Origin of the sequence: Yoonia sp. (assembly GCF_046292185.1) — a bacterium.
Classification (GTDB): domain Bacteria; phylum Pseudomonadota; class Alphaproteobacteria; order Rhodobacterales; family Rhodobacteraceae; genus Yoonia.
Window position 1 is genome coordinate 1 of the sequence record NZ_JBKBQY010000040.1, and the last position, 13,698, is coordinate 13,698.

Genomic DNA, 13,698 nt, shown 5'->3' on the forward strand with positions numbered 1-13,698 from the left:
GGAAGGTTTTGGGGGGGGGGGGCGCATGCGCAAATTTCTGATGATGGCGGTTTTGCTGGCGGGGTGTAGCGTGCAGCCGGGCGAGCCGCGTGGCGGGCTGTTTGAGGTGTATCGCGATACATCCTTGCCGATATCGTCCAAGGCGGTCTTTGATCCGGCACTGTTTCTGGGGACATGGTACGAGGTCGCGCGCTATCCTGTCCCGTTCGAGGCGGGATGTGTCGGCGTGACTGCGCAATACGGCGCCTTGCCTGACGGTCGGATTTCAGTGCGCAACACCTGCCGCAATTCCGATGGGTCGGTCCGGTCGGTAATCGACGGCACGGCGACGGTTGTGGGGCCAGGGCGGTTGAAGGTGAGTTTCCCCTCGGTACCTTTGGGTGCTGCGGATTTCTGGGTGCTCTGGACGGATGAAACCTATCGCACCGCTGTCATCGGCGCCCCGGATGGGCGGTCAGGCTGGATATTGAACCGCGATCCGGTGATCCCTGCCGACCGGTTGAATGCGGCGCGCGGAATGCTGGCCTTCAACGGCTATGATCTGAGCCGGTTGCTGATCCTGCAGCCCTAACGCACCAGCCTGATCAGATCGTCGAAATGCGCGCCGATATCGCGCTGGCCGATCACCGCGCTGCGCACCAGCATATCAAAATGCCTTGTGATCGCGCTGACTCGTTCAGTATCGCGAAAGGCGATGTAATTGCGCCCGACATAGATCACCGCCAGCAGCGGCCCAAACACCGTCACGGGGGCGGAATAGACCGCGCGCGGGTTGAACAGGTGCAGGCGCAGCGATGGGTAATGTGTGCTGTGCAGGTCGCGAAAACGCTGCAGTTGCGCCTGTCTGATTTGGGCGGACAGGCCGTTGTAATACCCTTGGCCGCGCGCGAAAATATCCAGTTCGGTCATCGGCAGGGCGATTTCATAATCGGATTTCGATCTCTGCATCCAGGTCAGCCGGTCAGAGCTGGCGCCGATCGCCTGATCGATCGTCTTGTCCACCGCCGGCGCATATTCCCAGCGCAGCATTTCCGGCGTCTTGAGCATATCGGGCAGGCCCGAGGGGACGTGGCGGATCTTGTAACCCGCAGCCTCTCTGTGCCAGGCGAAGATCCGGTCGTCGCCCATTGCGCGCGAGGCTTCGGGCATCGCAACGGCGCTTGCCACCAGATCGGCCGCCTGTTCGGGAAAATCCGACAAGCCCAGCAACCAATCGGCGCTGACCGCCAAGGGCGGCGGAAGATTCCGCCACTAGCTGCGCACCCGGCAGGCGCGCGCCCTGATTCTGCAGCAATTGAGATAGGGTGGACCGGTCCACCCCGACCCGGCGCGCCAGCGCGGTCTGGCTGATCTGCGCGCGGCCCATCGCGATCTTCAGCCGGTCGCGGAATAGTTGTGCTCGGTCCCGTTTGTCGGTTTTTAACATCATTGGTGATTATTATCACATCCGCTTGATTTTGTGAACCAGTCACAGCATTCCTTGCGACGCGAGGCGGGTATAGCCTGCCTCCATGAATTTACATGATAAAACAAAGCGCTGGCGTATCGAATGGCCAACCTTGGCGTTGATCCTGCTATGCTATCTGGTCTGGTTGTCCGCCCTTTGGCTAATGCCGCTATCCCTTGGGGTAATTGTCACCGGCGTGGCAATTGCCTTTCATTCTTCACTGCAACACGAGGCGATCCATGGGCATCCTTTCCAATCGCAGCGTCTGAATGACCTGATCGTCGCGGTACCTTTGACGCTGGTCATTCCCTATGCGCGGTTTGCGGCGACGCATCGTGCACATCACTATGATGAGGTGATCACCGACCCCTATGATGATCCTGAAAGCAATTTCATGGACCCGGCCATCTGGGACCGTCTGCCTGCGGTCGCACAGGCTGTGCTGCGGCTGAACAATACGCTGGGGGGCCGGCTGGTACTGGGGCCGGTGGTGGGGACCATCGGTTTCGCCATGTCGGAATGGCAGCACCAAACGGTGCAGAGCCGCCTTGACTGGGCTCTGCATCTGCCCGCGACGGTGGCGGTACTGGCGCTGGTCGCATTGTCGCCGATGCCGGTCTGGGCCTATCTGATGGCGGTCTGGCTGGGGCTGGCCCTGCTGAAACTGCGCACCTTTGCCGAACATCAGGCGCATATCCGCGCCAGTGGCCGCAGCGTGATTATCGAGGATCGTGGACCGCTGGCGTTTCTGTTCCTCAACAACAACCTGCATGTGGTGCATCATATGCATCCGTCAGTGCCATGGTATGCGCTGCCTGCGCTTTACCGGGCGCGCAGGGATCATTACCTGCGCCGCAATGGGGGCTATCTGTTCAGCTCTTACGGGGCGCTGTTCCGGCAATACCTGTGGCGGGCCAAGGACCCGGTGCCGCATCCTTTGCGCCCACGCTAGATCGGGGATCTGCCGCCCAGTCGGCTGACCAGATGCGCCTCGTCATCATTGCGGAAGAACGGCACGTCGTGCAGCGTGCCGCCCCGCGCGACATATGCGTTCAGTTCGGCCAGCACGACCTGGGTGATGAAGGGCAGATCGAAATTGCGCGCCTGATCCAGCGCGATCCATTGCAGATGGGCGAGTTCATCCTCGGCCCCGTTGAAATCATCTGGATCGGTGACCAGATCAGCCGCATCCGCCAGAAAGAACCGCGCGTCAAAGCGGCGGGGCGGGCCGACAGGCGTCACCGCGCGGAAAAAGAACCGCAATGCCGCGCCATTGGGCCGGTGGCCGGTGGCGGCGAAACCGCGCCAGCCGCGGGGCGGATCGGGCCAGTCGCCGGGCGCGCCAAGGATCTGACCGGTTTCTTCCCATAATTCGCGGATTGCGGCAGCGGCGATGCAGGCGGGCGCTGTGGCGCTGTCAGTCGCAAGGCGCGCATGGTCTTGTGCGGGCAGCGGGATGAGCGGGGCCAGCGCATCATTGGCGTCAACCGCACCGCCCGGAAAGACGAATTTGCCGGGCATGAAGGCGACCGCCGCGCCGCGTTGCCCCATCAGGACGGCGGGCCGGGTCGCGGCATCGCGCAGCACGATCAGCGTGGCTGCGTCGCGGACCGGGATCATCCCGCGTTCTTGAACCCATGCATCCGGCGCGACCATTGGATGCCGACCATCAGCCCTTTCATCGGCGGCAGCAGGGCCAGCGACAGACCGATTGCACCCAGCGACAGGACCGTCGCCATGACCATTGGATCGGGCCGCCAGATCACCCACATGAGATGGATCGCAAAACCGATGATATGCGCCACGATCAGGATCGTCAGATAGGCCGGCCCGTCATCGGCGCGGTGGTGGTAAAGTTCCTCGCCGCAATCCGGGCAATTATCGGCGACATGCAGAAACCGGTCGAACAATTTGCCGGTCCCGCATTTCGGGCAACGGCAACGCAGGCCGTTCAGAATGGCGGGCCTGCTCGGGCGATCATCGGCGGCGAATGTGGTGTCGGTCATGGGACTCTCCTGTTTGTGTAATCTAGGTCTCATTGCCGCAGAAAGGAAGCGTAGCGCGATATTTTATCGGGTCATAACGGCGTGAAGTATCGCTGCGACGGAAACGGCGCGGTGCTGCGTTCAACAAGGGTCAGCAGCACAAAGCTGCAAGACGATTGAGAGGAAAACAGCATGAAAACCACTTTGATCGCGGCAGGACTGGCCGCAGCCCTGACCCTGACCGCAGGTGCCGTGATGGCGCAGGGGCATCGCGACCGCCCGGATCTGGCGGCGATGGATACAGACGGCGATGGCGCGGTATCACTGGCGGAAATGACCGCCTATGCGCAGGCCCGCGCTGCGGACCGGGTGGAACGGATGTTCGCGCGGCTTGATGCCGACGAGGATGGCGTGATCACCCCGGCGGAATTCGAGGCTGCAAAGGAACGGCGTGGCGACCGCCCCGACCGCCCCGCGCGTGACTGACCGCTGCGGCGGCGGGCAAGCTGCCTGTCGCCAATTGTCTTGGGGGGCGGATGCCGTTAGCACGATCACAGATGACGGATTTGTCCGACCCTTTCGCCGGTGCCTCGGACGAGGCGTTGCTTCTGGCCTATGCCGAGGGCAGCGTCGCTGCGGCCGAAGCGCTGACCTTGCGGTTACTGCCGCGTGTTCTGGCGCAGGCGATGCGGATGCTGGCCGACCGGGGAGAGGCCGAGGATGTGGCGCAGGACGCCATGCTGCGGCTTTGGAGGATCGCGCCCGACTGGCGGCAGGGCGAGGCGCAGGTCACCACCTGGCTTTACCGTGTGGTGGCGAATCTGTGCACCGACCGGTTGCGCAGGCGGCGGTATGTGGCGCTGGATCAGGTCGCGGAACCTTTGGACCATGCGCCATCTGTCGCGGCACAGATGCAGACAAAGGCGAGAATGCGCGCCTTGTCGGATGCTTTGGCACAGTTGCCCGAGCGGCAGGCACAGGCGGTGGCCCTGCGCCATCTGGAAGGTTTGTCCAATCCGCAGATTGCGGTGATCATGGACATCAGCGTGACCTCGGTCGAAAGTCTGACGGCACGCGGGAAACGGGCGCTGGCCGCGATCATGGCCGGGCGCAAGGCAGAATTGGGGTATGACGATGACGAACCCGCCTGATGACATGCTTGACGATCTGTTCGCGCAGGCCCGCGCGCAGACGCATACCCCTAGTGACGCCCTGGTTGCGCGGGTGCTGGCGGATGTGCCGCACGCGGTGGCGCCTGTCCCATTGTGGCAGCAATTGCGCGGCATGATTGGTGGCTGGCCCGCCTTTGGCAGTCTGGCGGCAGCGACCTTTGCCGGGCTCTGGATCGGCATCGCGCCGCCCCCCGCGGTCGAGGATTATGCGCTTTCCCTGCTGGGCGAGACCGTCAGCGTGGGGCTTTTTGCAGATGATTTCATGACCGAGACAGGAGAACCGGCAGATGGCTGAACAGGCAAAAACCGTGGCGCGCCCGTCGCGGATCTGGCGGATTGTGCTGGTGGTGTCGCTGGCACTGAACCTTGCCGTTGTCGGGGTTATCGCCGGGGCGGTGGTATCCGGCCGGTTCGGTGACGGGCCGCCGCGCCGCATTGATTTCGGGCTTGGCCCCGTGGCCCGCGCCCTGACGAGCGAGGAACGCCGCGAAATAGGGCGGGAGCTGCGCCCGCAACGGGGCGCGCTGGGCGACCATGATTTTCGCGCGCAGATGGCGGCGATGACAGCGGCCTTGCGGGCAGAGCCCTACGACGGGGCGATGATGCAGGCGCTGATGGAGGATCAGGCGGCGCATCTGGCGCAGATGCAGGCCAGCGCGCGGCGCGCCGTGCTGGACATGATCGCGGCGATGACCCCGGAACGCCGCCGCAGCTTTGCCGATCAACTGGAACAGGAATGGCAGCGCCGCCCGGCGCGCGACACACGCTCAGACGATTGACGTTTCCATCGCGACGCGGTCCCGCCCGCCGGATTTTGCCCGGTAAAGAGCAGCATCCGCGAGATCGCACATGCGCACCATGTCCTGCTGGTCCGGCCCCGCCGCACCGCTGAGCGCGACCCCGACCGAAATGGTGACGCGGGTCGGGCCATCAGCCTCGCCCAGGTCGAAAGGTGTCTGGTTGATCAGCCGCCGCAACCGGTTGGCCGCACCCTGCGCCTGTTCGGCGGTGGTGCGCGGCATGGCGATCAGAAATTCCTCACCCCCGATGCGGGCGACCAGATCGACGGCCCGCAGATTGTCGCGCAGTCGTTGGGCGATGGCGACCAGCACACGGTCACCGGCAGCATGACCATAGCGGTCATTGATGGCCTTGAAATGGTCGATATCGATCATCATCACCGCCAATGCCCGGCCCGCAGCGGTGCATTGTGCGGACATCCGCGTCAGGTGATGATCGACATAGCGCCGGTTGAACAGGCCGGTCAGCGGATCGGTCACTGCCGCCTGCATGCCGTCGCGCAGGTTGCGCCGCAGCCGGTCGTGCAATTGCTTGCGCTGCACCAGGGTGCGGGCGCGCAGGATCATTTCCGCGGGCAGTGCATCATGCAGCACAACATCATCGGCACCCAGATCCAGAAACAGGGCCGCCATGTCGGGCGCATTCGCAGGCACCACCACGAGCAGGCAGGACAGCCGCGTTTCAGGACGCGACCGCAGGTCGGATACCAGACTGAACAGCGCGCCGGTGTCGCTTTCGCGGCTGGCGACGGGGATGATGAACAGATCCGGGCAATCGGCGGCGTCACAATCGCGCAGGGCGGCGCAGGCGTCGCGGGTCTGCACCGGCTGATCCAACCCGCGGTTCAACACCGCAGTCAGATCGTGCCAGGGGGAGGGCGGTGCCGCGATCAGGGTTACCCGTCCGGCTGCGGCAAAGGGCGACTGGCTGTCATGAAAACCCAAAGCACGGCTGGTACTGTCGCGCAGGAACAATTCATCCGTCGCCGCCCGCGCGCGCAGCAGGCTGCGGATTCGCGCCAAGAGCAGCGCATCATGCGTCGGGCGCGCCAGCACCTCATCCGCGCCGGCATCAAGCGCGGCCAGCCGCGCCCGCGCCGTATCGGGCACGCCGGTTGCGATGATCGCGATCCCGCCGGTGTCAGGATCGGCCTTCAGGGCGGTGCAGAAACCGGTTTCCTCTGCGGCGACCCCCGACAGATTGACGAGGATCAGATCCGGGCGGTTGATGGCGATGCTGGCCCGCGCCTGCGCTGGCGTGGTGCAGGCATCGACAGTATATTGCGCGGCCTGCATCGCCGCGCGCAGGACGATCCGGTTGGTCGCCACATTATCCACGATCAAGATACGGCCGGACATTTCTACACCCCTTGGCGGGAACAAACCCGTTTCATCCCGCCACTTTCGCGCATATTAGTTAAAAAACCCTTTCGCGCAGATTAAGGATATTTCATGGGACCGGATCAGGCGCAGGTGATCGCCTTGCAGGCTTTGGGCTGGATGGCCGGGCAGGACGACATCTGCACGACTTTTCTGGGGGCCAGCGGTGCTGCGGTCGATGACCTGCGCGACCGGGCGGCAGAACCTGCCTTTCAGGCGGCGGTGCTGGATTTCATCACGATGGACGACAACTGGGTCATGGCGTTCTGCGACGCGCAGGGGCTGGCCTATGATCTGCCGCTGCGCGCACGTTATGCGCTGCCGGGGGCGGAACAGGTGCACTGGACCTGACACTTGACATGCCAGCGCCGCTCGGGTCCGGTGCGGCGCAGGATTTCGGGAAAGGACCGCACGTGATTTCAGGCATCATCTTTGACAAGGACGGCACCTTGTTCGACTTCAACGCGACCTGGGGCGCCTGGACCCGCGCGATGCTGATCGCCGAGGCGGGCGATGATCCGATCCTGTGCGAAAGACTGGCCGCCGTGCTGGGCTATGACATGGAGAATGCGCGGTTCCTGCCGGGCTCTGTCGTCATCGCTTCTACGGTGGAGGAGGTGGCGGACGCGATCCTTGGTGTCGTGCCTGCCACGGACAAGGATGCCTTGCTGGCGCGGATGAATGCCGGTTCGATGAAGGTGGCACAGGTCGAAGCCGTGCCGTTGCGCGCCTATGTCGCGCAATTGCGCCAGATCGGTCTGACGCTGGGCGTGGTCACCAATGATGCCGAAACCCCCGCCCTGCGCCATCTGGAAGGCGCCGGCATCCGCGCGGATTTCGCTTTTGTCGCGGGCTACGACAGCGGCTTTGGGGCCAAGCCCGGACCGGGGCAATTGCACGGCTTTTGCCGCGCGACAGGTCTTGCGCCCGATGCCTGCATCATGGTCGGCGACAGCACCCATGATCTGCATGCCGGTCGGGCGGCAGGGATGATGACCATCGCCGTGCTGACCGGTCCCGCGCCGCGCGCGGAACTGGAGGGCCTCGCCGATGTGGTCCTGCGTGACATCGGCGAGATACCAGCCTGGCTGCAGCGTGAAAGGCTGATCCCCGGCTGAGCCCGGCGCTGCGGGAGGGGGCAAAAATAATTGTCAGATATTTTTGCCCGAAAGAAAGACTTTTGAAAAAAGTCTTTCGCGCCGGAAGGTTGCGGTTTTACGCGCCGCCCAGACAATCGGCAAAGTCATCTGCCAGACGCCGCAGCAATGCATCATAAAGATCCACGCCGCTGTCGAGATCCATGCCGACACCGTCGATCCGCGCTGTGCGCGCGCTGGTGCCTTCGGTCACGACAGTTGCCCAGCGTTCACCGATTTCGGCATCGCTGAAGACACAGACGATATCGCTTTGCGCCATCTGGTCACGCAGGCTCGCGATCTGGGCCGGTCCGGGCGTGCGGGCATCGATACCCGAAATCGCACCAGAGGCGGTCAGGCCATAGCGCGCTTCGAAATACTGATAACCGTCATGCGGCAGGATATAGGCCTGCCCTGCCAGCGGGGTCATCTGCGCGGCAAGCTCTGTGTCCAGTGCGGCCAGACGCGCAATCGCGGCCTCTGCATTGCTGGCATAGGTTGCGGCATTGTCCGGATCAGCCGCGCTCAGTTCGTCGGCAATGGCCGCCACCCAGACCTGCGCGATGTTTGGGTCAAGCCAGGCATGGGGATCGAAATCGCCGTGGTCATGATCGTGATCGTGATCGTGGGAATGCGCGTCATGGCTGTGATCATGGCCGTGGTCATCATGTGCGTGATCGTGCCCGTGATCATCATCATGCGCATGATCATGGTCGTCATGTCCATGGTCGTCATGTCCATGATCGTCATGTCCGTGATCATCATGCCCATGATCATCATGCCCATGCTCGTCGTGATCATGCTCTTCGGCGGCGGGGACGGTGAATTTCTGGATATCGCGGATCGGCAGCGTGTCCCAGCCGGGGACTTCCAGCAAGGTGACCTGTGTCGCCTGCGGGGCCAGCGTGTCGATCAGATCGGTCAGCCAGGGTGTCAGACCGGGGCCGGTCCAGAACAGCAGATCGGCCTCACCCAGATTGCCCGCGTCACTGGGGCGCAGCGCGAAATCATGCGGGTCAGCACCGGGGGGCATCAGCAGATCGGGGGTGCCAAGATCGCCCATGACCTGCGCGGTCAGGCTGTGGATCGGTGCGAAATCGGTCATCACCCTGGGCACTTCGGCAAAGGCTGCGGCAGGCGCAAGACAGCAAGCGGCAAACAGTCGAATCATGGTGGCGGTCCTTGTTATGGAATGGAATGGGTGGTATATTTGAAATGTTATAACATCACAAGGCGCACCATGTCCAAAGACCCGACGCCCTTTGCCCGTCACGACCACGCCAATTGCATCAGCGCCGCGCTGGCCGCAGCGGATGCCGCCTGCGCCGCGCGCAAGGTCAAGCTGTCACCCGTGCGCCGCCGGGTGCTGGAAATCCTGCTGGAAAGCCATGCGGCCCTTGGCGCCTATGACGTGCTGGCGCGGCTTGATGCCGAAGGGCTTGGGTCCAAACCGCCCGTCGCCTATCGCGCGCTGAGCTTTCTGGTGGATCAGGGTTTTGTCCACCGGATCGAGCGGTTGAACGCCTTTATCGCCTGCGCCCATCCCGGCGCGACCCATGACCCCGCTTTCATGATCTGCCGCAAATGCGGTACCGTCGCCGAAGCGCAGGCCAGCTCCCGGTCGCTGGCACGGGCCGCGGCAGCGAATGGTTTCCAGCTTGAACAGACCGTGATCGAGGCGGAAGGGCTTTGCCCCGCCTGCCAGTCGAGCGCTGCCGCATGAGCCTGATCGACGCGCGCCACATCGAATTCGCCCACGGCGGTCAGAAAGTGCTGCAGAACGTCAGCATGACGCTTGCCCCCGGCGAAATCGTGACGATTGTCGGCCCCAACGGATCGGGCAAATCCACGCTGCTGCGCCTGTTGATCGGGGCGCTGAAGCCGCAGAAAGGCCGCGTGACCCGCAAACCCGGCCTGCGCATCGGCTATGTGCCACAGAAACTGCACATCGACCCGACCCTGCCGATTACCGTGACACGGTTCCTGAACCTGCCCAGGCCCGTGCCTGCCGCTGCCGCGGCAGCGGCTTTGGGCGCGGCGGGTGTGGCAGGGCTGGGCCGCCAGCAGATGTCGCAACTGTCCGGCGGGCAGTTCCAGCGCGTGCTGCTGGCGCGCGCAATCCTCGCCAAGCCCGATGTCCTGATGCTGGACGAGGCGACGCAAGGCCTTGACCAGCCCGGTTCAGCCGCGTTTTACCGCCAGATCGCAGCTGTGCGGCATGATCTGGGCTGCGCTGTGCTGATGGTCAGCCATGAGTTGCACGTGGTGATGAGCGCGTCTGACAGGGTGATCTGTCTGAACGGTCATATCTGCTGCGAAGGCACGCCAGAGGTGGTCTCTGCCGCGCCCGCTTATCGCGAATTGTTCGGCACCGGCACGGGCGGCGCGCTGGCGCTTTATCGTCATGATCATGATCATGCCCATGATCACCACCACGAGGCGGCTGAATAATGCTGGATGATTTTCTGATCCGTGCCGCGCTTGCGGCTGTGGGTACGGCTGTGGCAACGGGGCTTCTGGGTTGTTTCGTGGTCTGGCGGCGCATGGCCTATTTCGGCGATGCCACTGCGCATGCCGCGATCCTTGGCGTGGCGATGGCGCTGCTGTTCGGCACCTCGATCACGTTGGGCGTGGCGGTTGTGGCTTTGTGCATGGCGGTGCTGATTCATGGCCTGAGCGGACAGGGCATCGCGGTGGATACAATTCTTGGCGTGCTGGCGCATGGTGCGCTGGCGCTGGGGCTGGTCGCGGTCACGCTGGTGCCGGGGCAGAGGATCGACCTTGATGCCTATCTTTTCGGTGACGTGCTCAGCGTCACGCGCAACGATCTGGCGGTGATCTGGGGCGGCGGGGCGCTGCTGATCGGCGTGCTCTGGTGGCAATGGTCGGCGATGCTGACCGCGACGCTGAACCCCGATCTGGCCTTTGCCGCCGGGATCAACCCGCGCAGGCAGCAATTGATCCTGACGGTGCTGGTTGCAGCCGTCGTCGCCGTGGCGATCAAGGTCGTGGGCGCGCTGCTGATCACCGCCTTGCTGATCATTCCCGCCGCGGCCGCGCGCGGTTTTGCCAGTACGCCGGAACGGATGGCGTTTTTCGCGATGGCGATCGGGGCCTTGTCGGCCATTGGCGGGCTACGTCTGGCAATGTATTTCGACACCCAGGTCGGCCCGTCGATCATCTGCGTCGCCGTCGCGATTTTCGCGGTCAGCATGGTAGGCCGGCAATTGCCGCAATTGCAGGTTTAGTCCCGATCAGCGCTGTCAGACATCCAGCATCAGCGTGACCGGCCCGTCGTTCAGCAACGACACCTGCATATCCGCGCCGAATGATCCGCTGGCTGTCGGAATGCCCAGGGCGCTGACGTCCTTGATGAATTGTTCATACAGCACACGCCCCTGATCGGGACTGGCCGCGGCGGAAAACCCTGGACGGTTGCCGCGTGATGTATCGGCGGCCAGCGTGAACTGGCTGACGATGAGGGCCGCGCCGCCGGTGTCACGCAGGGACAGGTTCATCTTGCCAGCCGCATCCTTGAAAATCCGCAGCTTGGCGATCTTGGCGGCGAGTGTCGCCGATGTGCCGGCATCATCACTCGCCATCGCGCAGACAAGGATCAGCAGGCCCGGCCCGATCTCGCCGATCACCTTGCCATCGACGCTGACACTGGCGTAGCTGACGCGCTGGATCAGCGCTTTCACAGCTCTGACGCCCATGGCGGGTTGGCGCCAGCGCGGCTGACCGTGATCGCTGCCACCCGCGCGCCAAAGGCTGTGGCACGGGTCAGCGCATCGCGTCCCACCCCGACAATCGCGGATTTGCGCAGCAACCCCTGCGCCTGCAGATCGGCCAGAAACCCCGCGCTGAACGTATCGCCCGCGCCGACCGTATCGACGACCGTCGCTTTGACGGCAGGCACGTCAAAGGCTGCATCACTGGTGATCACGCTGACCCCATCCGCGCCGCGTGTCAGCAACACGACGGCAGCCCCGGTTTGTGCGCGCAGGGCTGTGGCATCGTCATTGCCGGTGATCCAGGACAGATCCTCGTCCGATATCTTGATGATATCCGCAGCCCCCAGCATCCGTTTCAATCGCGCGCGATACACGGGTTCGTCCTTGATGAAACCGGGGCGGATATTGGGGTCGATCATCGTGACGGCACGCGGCGCTTCGCGCAGCATCAGCGCCTCATAGGCGGCGGCACATGGGTCCACGACCAGTGAGATACCGCCGAAAAACAACGCATCCGCCTGTGTGTCGGGCAGATCACCGGGGGTCAGCATGCGGCCTGCGGTGTTTTCATCGTAAAACGCATAGGACGCATGACCATCCGTCAGCTTAACAAATGCCAGCGTCGTGGGCCGGTCGCTGATCGCGGCAGGGCTGCTGTCCACACCAGAGGCGCGCAGCTGATCCTGCAGGATCGTACCGAACAGATCCGACGACAGGCCGGAAAAGAATTGCACCGACGCGTCCAACCGCCCCAAGGCCACCGCCGTGTTGAAAACCGCACCCCCGGCATGGGGGGCGAAACAGGCCTCTCCCGCGCCGTCGCGCGGCAGCATGTCGATCAAGGCTTCACCGCAGCATAGGATCATCGCATTTCCTCCCTTTATTGGGTGTTAGCGATAACGAAACCGATGCCCGCTGCCAAGATCAGACCGACGATCACCGCAAAGGCGATTTTCCACGCTGAATAGGGCCGTTCGCCCTGCACACGCCCAGTGCGGCCATTGACCACGAATTGATAGCTTTGCCCGCGGTATTTATAGGCGGCCAGCCAGACCGGCAGCAGGACATGCTTGAAGGTGACATCGCTGATCCTTGTGTCGATCTGCCCGATGCGCTGGTCATCGCCGCCGATGTCGTATTTCACATCGCGCGCGATCATCCGATCCATATAGGCGCGGGCCTCGGTGAACCCGTCCTCAAGCGCGATCTGATAGCCTTCGGCGCGGAACCCGGCAAGGTAGTCGGGTTTGTAGGGTTCCAACGCGCTGAGGTCCCAGGGTTCCAGCCCGTCGGTGTGTTTCTTGGGCAGTGATTTGGACGCCAGCACCAGCACATCGTCGAAGAACCGTGCGACCTGACCAGAGACGGACCGCCACCGGGTTTTGCGCACGCGCACCTGTGTGGTCTTGCCGTTGCGCACCACGGTTTGCGTCACGTAATAATGCGTGCCGCGCTGGCCGGTATAGCGGCTTTGCGTATCGGCATCGAAGGTCCAATAGGGAACGTAGATGCCGTTCATCCGCCGCCCCTTGCGGGCGTAATCCTGCAACCCGTTGGGCGCGAACCACAAACTGCCCAGCCAATCGTTCATCGCCTTATGTGCGACGGGTTCGTCCAGTGCAAAGGGCAAAAGGCCCCCCGGCTTGATGTGCCGGTGGGTGCCGGTGTCGCTGACCACTGGGCTGGCGCAAAACGGGCATTGGGTGGCATGGGTATCGGGGTCAAATTCAAACTGCGCGCCACAGCTTTCGCAGGATACCGTGCGGGTGATTTCAATGTCCGCCGCGGGCAGGCGTTCTTCGACGGCACGGCGAAAGTCGAGTTCCTTGATCCCGCCTGTTGCCTGCGCGCTTTGCGGCATGTCTTGTGTGTTGCCGCAATGCTGGCAGATCAGTTGATTGCGTTGCGGATCAAACCGCATATTGGCCCCGCAGGCATCGCAGGGAAAACGGTGATCGACGGGGGCCAAATTGTCTGTCTGGGTCATGGACTGGTTTGCCTTATCCGCAGGGCATTGGTGTCAGGCAAGGATTGCATGACGAAA

General features: G+C 63.4%; 18 protein-coding genes and 1 pseudogene. 11 read left to right on the forward strand and 8 right to left on the reverse strand.

All coding sequences use genetic code 11. From position 1 onward, the window contains the following. The first annotated feature begins 25 nt into the window (after positions 1-25). Positions 26-571, forward strand: coding sequence for a lipocalin family protein (locus ACK4TM_RS09040; RefSeq protein ID WP_409699996.1), 546 nt, complete (start codon positions 26-28; stop codon positions 569-571). Here the strand turns inward: ACK4TM_RS09040 and ACK4TM_RS09045 are convergent. Further along, a pseudogene (locus ACK4TM_RS09045) lies at positions 528-1,429 on the reverse strand (helix-turn-helix domain-containing protein). The gene ACK4TM_RS09040 and the pseudogene ACK4TM_RS09045 sit on opposite strands and share 44 nt — an antisense overlap. 82 nt (positions 1,430-1,511) lie before the next feature. Between ACK4TM_RS09045 and ACK4TM_RS09050 the strand changes: the two are divergent. Further along, entirely contained in the window at positions 1,512-2,399 is an 888-nt protein-coding gene (locus tag ACK4TM_RS09050; RefSeq protein WP_409700000.1) for a fatty acid desaturase, read from the forward strand. On the opposite strand, the gene ACK4TM_RS09055 is transcribed toward ACK4TM_RS09050, so the two are convergent. After that, positions 2,396-3,067, reverse strand: a complete 672-nt coding sequence (locus ACK4TM_RS09055; RefSeq protein WP_409700003.1) for an NUDIX hydrolase — start codon at positions 3,065-3,067, stop codon at positions 2,396-2,398. The two genes, ACK4TM_RS09050 and ACK4TM_RS09055, sit on opposite strands and share 4 nt — an antisense overlap. Then, entirely contained in the window at positions 3,064-3,453 is a 390-nt protein-coding gene (locus ACK4TM_RS09060) for a DUF983 domain-containing protein (protein WP_409700006.1), read from the reverse strand. The genes ACK4TM_RS09055 and ACK4TM_RS09060 overlap by 4 nt, the downstream gene beginning before the upstream one ends. Before the next feature lie 171 nt (positions 3,454-3,624). On the opposite strand from ACK4TM_RS09060, the gene ACK4TM_RS09065 reads away from it, so the two are divergent. From ACK4TM_RS09065 to ACK4TM_RS09080, 4 genes are all read left to right on the forward strand, one after another. Then, positions 3,625-3,918, forward strand: coding sequence for an RNA polymerase subunit sigma-70 (locus tag ACK4TM_RS09065; protein WP_409700009.1), 294 nt, complete (start codon positions 3,625-3,627; stop codon positions 3,916-3,918). A gap of 71 nt (positions 3,919-3,989) precedes the next feature. After that, positions 3,990-4,583 (forward strand): RNA polymerase sigma factor, encoded by a 594-nt coding sequence (locus tag ACK4TM_RS09070; RefSeq protein ID WP_409700011.1) that lies wholly within the window; start codon positions 3,990-3,992, stop codon positions 4,581-4,583. Continuing rightward, positions 4,567-4,899 (forward strand): hypothetical protein, encoded by a 333-nt coding sequence (locus tag ACK4TM_RS09075; protein WP_409700014.1) that lies wholly within the window; start codon positions 4,567-4,569, stop codon positions 4,897-4,899. The genes ACK4TM_RS09070 and ACK4TM_RS09075 overlap by 17 nt, the downstream gene beginning before the upstream one ends. Then, positions 4,892-5,383 (forward strand): periplasmic heavy metal sensor, encoded by a 492-nt coding sequence (locus tag ACK4TM_RS09080; RefSeq protein ID WP_409700017.1) that lies wholly within the window; start codon positions 4,892-4,894, stop codon positions 5,381-5,383. The genes ACK4TM_RS09075 and ACK4TM_RS09080 overlap by 8 nt, the downstream gene beginning before the upstream one ends. Here ACK4TM_RS09080 and ACK4TM_RS09085 read toward each other — a convergent pair. Then, the gene (locus tag ACK4TM_RS09085; protein WP_409700020.1) at positions 5,372-6,763 is read right to left on the reverse strand and encodes a diguanylate cyclase; all 1,392 of its coding nucleotides are present in this window, start codon (positions 6,761-6,763) and stop codon (positions 5,372-5,374) included. The two genes, ACK4TM_RS09080 and ACK4TM_RS09085, sit on opposite strands and share 12 nt — an antisense overlap. 93 nt (positions 6,764-6,856) lie before the next feature. Between ACK4TM_RS09085 and ACK4TM_RS09090 the strand changes: the two genes are divergently transcribed. After that, positions 6,857-7,135 (forward strand): DUF3572 domain-containing protein, encoded by a 279-nt coding sequence (locus ACK4TM_RS09090; RefSeq protein WP_409700023.1) that lies wholly within the window; start codon positions 6,857-6,859, stop codon positions 7,133-7,135. Positions 7,136-7,143: 8 nt separating this feature from the next. Next, positions 7,144-7,902, forward strand: coding sequence for an HAD family hydrolase (locus ACK4TM_RS09095; RefSeq protein ID WP_409700026.1), 759 nt, complete (start codon positions 7,144-7,146; stop codon positions 7,900-7,902). 97 nt (positions 7,903-7,999) lie between these two features. On the opposite strand, the gene ACK4TM_RS09100 is transcribed toward ACK4TM_RS09095, so the two are convergent. Beyond that, entirely contained in the window at positions 8,000-9,091 is a 1,092-nt protein-coding gene (locus tag ACK4TM_RS09100; RefSeq protein ID WP_409700029.1) for a zinc ABC transporter substrate-binding protein, read from the reverse strand. Between the two features lie 69 nt (positions 9,092-9,160). Here ACK4TM_RS09100 and ACK4TM_RS09105 point away from each other — a divergent pair, with 69 nt between their 5' ends. From ACK4TM_RS09105 to ACK4TM_RS09115, 3 genes are read left to right on the forward strand one after another with little or no spacing between them, the layout of a single operon-like run. Further along, on the forward strand, positions 9,161-9,643 hold the full coding sequence (locus tag ACK4TM_RS09105) for a transcriptional repressor (RefSeq protein WP_409700032.1): 483 nt from the start codon (positions 9,161-9,163) through the stop codon (positions 9,641-9,643). Beyond that, complete coding sequence (locus ACK4TM_RS09110) at positions 9,640-10,371, forward strand: ATP-binding cassette domain-containing protein (RefSeq protein WP_409700035.1); 732 nt, start codon at positions 9,640-9,642, stop codon at positions 10,369-10,371. Before ACK4TM_RS09105 ends, ACK4TM_RS09110 begins: the two co-directional genes overlap by 4 nt. Further along, the gene (locus ACK4TM_RS09115; RefSeq protein WP_409700038.1) at positions 10,371-11,168 is read left to right on the forward strand and encodes a metal ABC transporter permease; all 798 of its coding nucleotides are present in this window, start codon (positions 10,371-10,373) and stop codon (positions 11,166-11,168) included. The genes ACK4TM_RS09110 and ACK4TM_RS09115 overlap by 1 nt, the downstream gene beginning before the upstream one ends. A 15-nt stretch (positions 11,169-11,183) precedes the next feature. Here the strand turns inward: ACK4TM_RS09115 and dtd are convergent, their stop codons facing one another. From dtd to ACK4TM_RS09130, 3 genes are read right to left on the reverse strand one after another with little or no spacing between them, the layout of a single operon-like run. Beyond that, positions 11,184-11,621 carry a D-aminoacyl-tRNA deacylase gene (gene dtd, locus ACK4TM_RS09120; RefSeq protein ID WP_409700102.1) on the reverse strand — a complete coding sequence of 146 codons (438 nt, stop codon included), beginning with the start codon at positions 11,619-11,621 and terminating at the stop codon, positions 11,184-11,186. After that, positions 11,618-12,520, reverse strand: coding sequence for a carbohydrate kinase family protein (locus tag ACK4TM_RS09125; RefSeq protein ID WP_409700041.1), 903 nt, complete (start codon positions 12,518-12,520; stop codon positions 11,618-11,620). The genes dtd and ACK4TM_RS09125 overlap by 4 nt, the downstream gene beginning before the upstream one ends. Before the next feature lie 14 nt (positions 12,521-12,534). Then, the gene (locus ACK4TM_RS09130; RefSeq protein WP_409700044.1) at positions 12,535-13,641 is read right to left on the reverse strand and encodes a primosomal protein N' (replication factor Y) - superfamily II helicase; all 1,107 of its coding nucleotides are present in this window, start codon (positions 13,639-13,641) and stop codon (positions 12,535-12,537) included. Between the last annotated feature and the right edge of the window lie 57 nt (positions 13,642-13,698).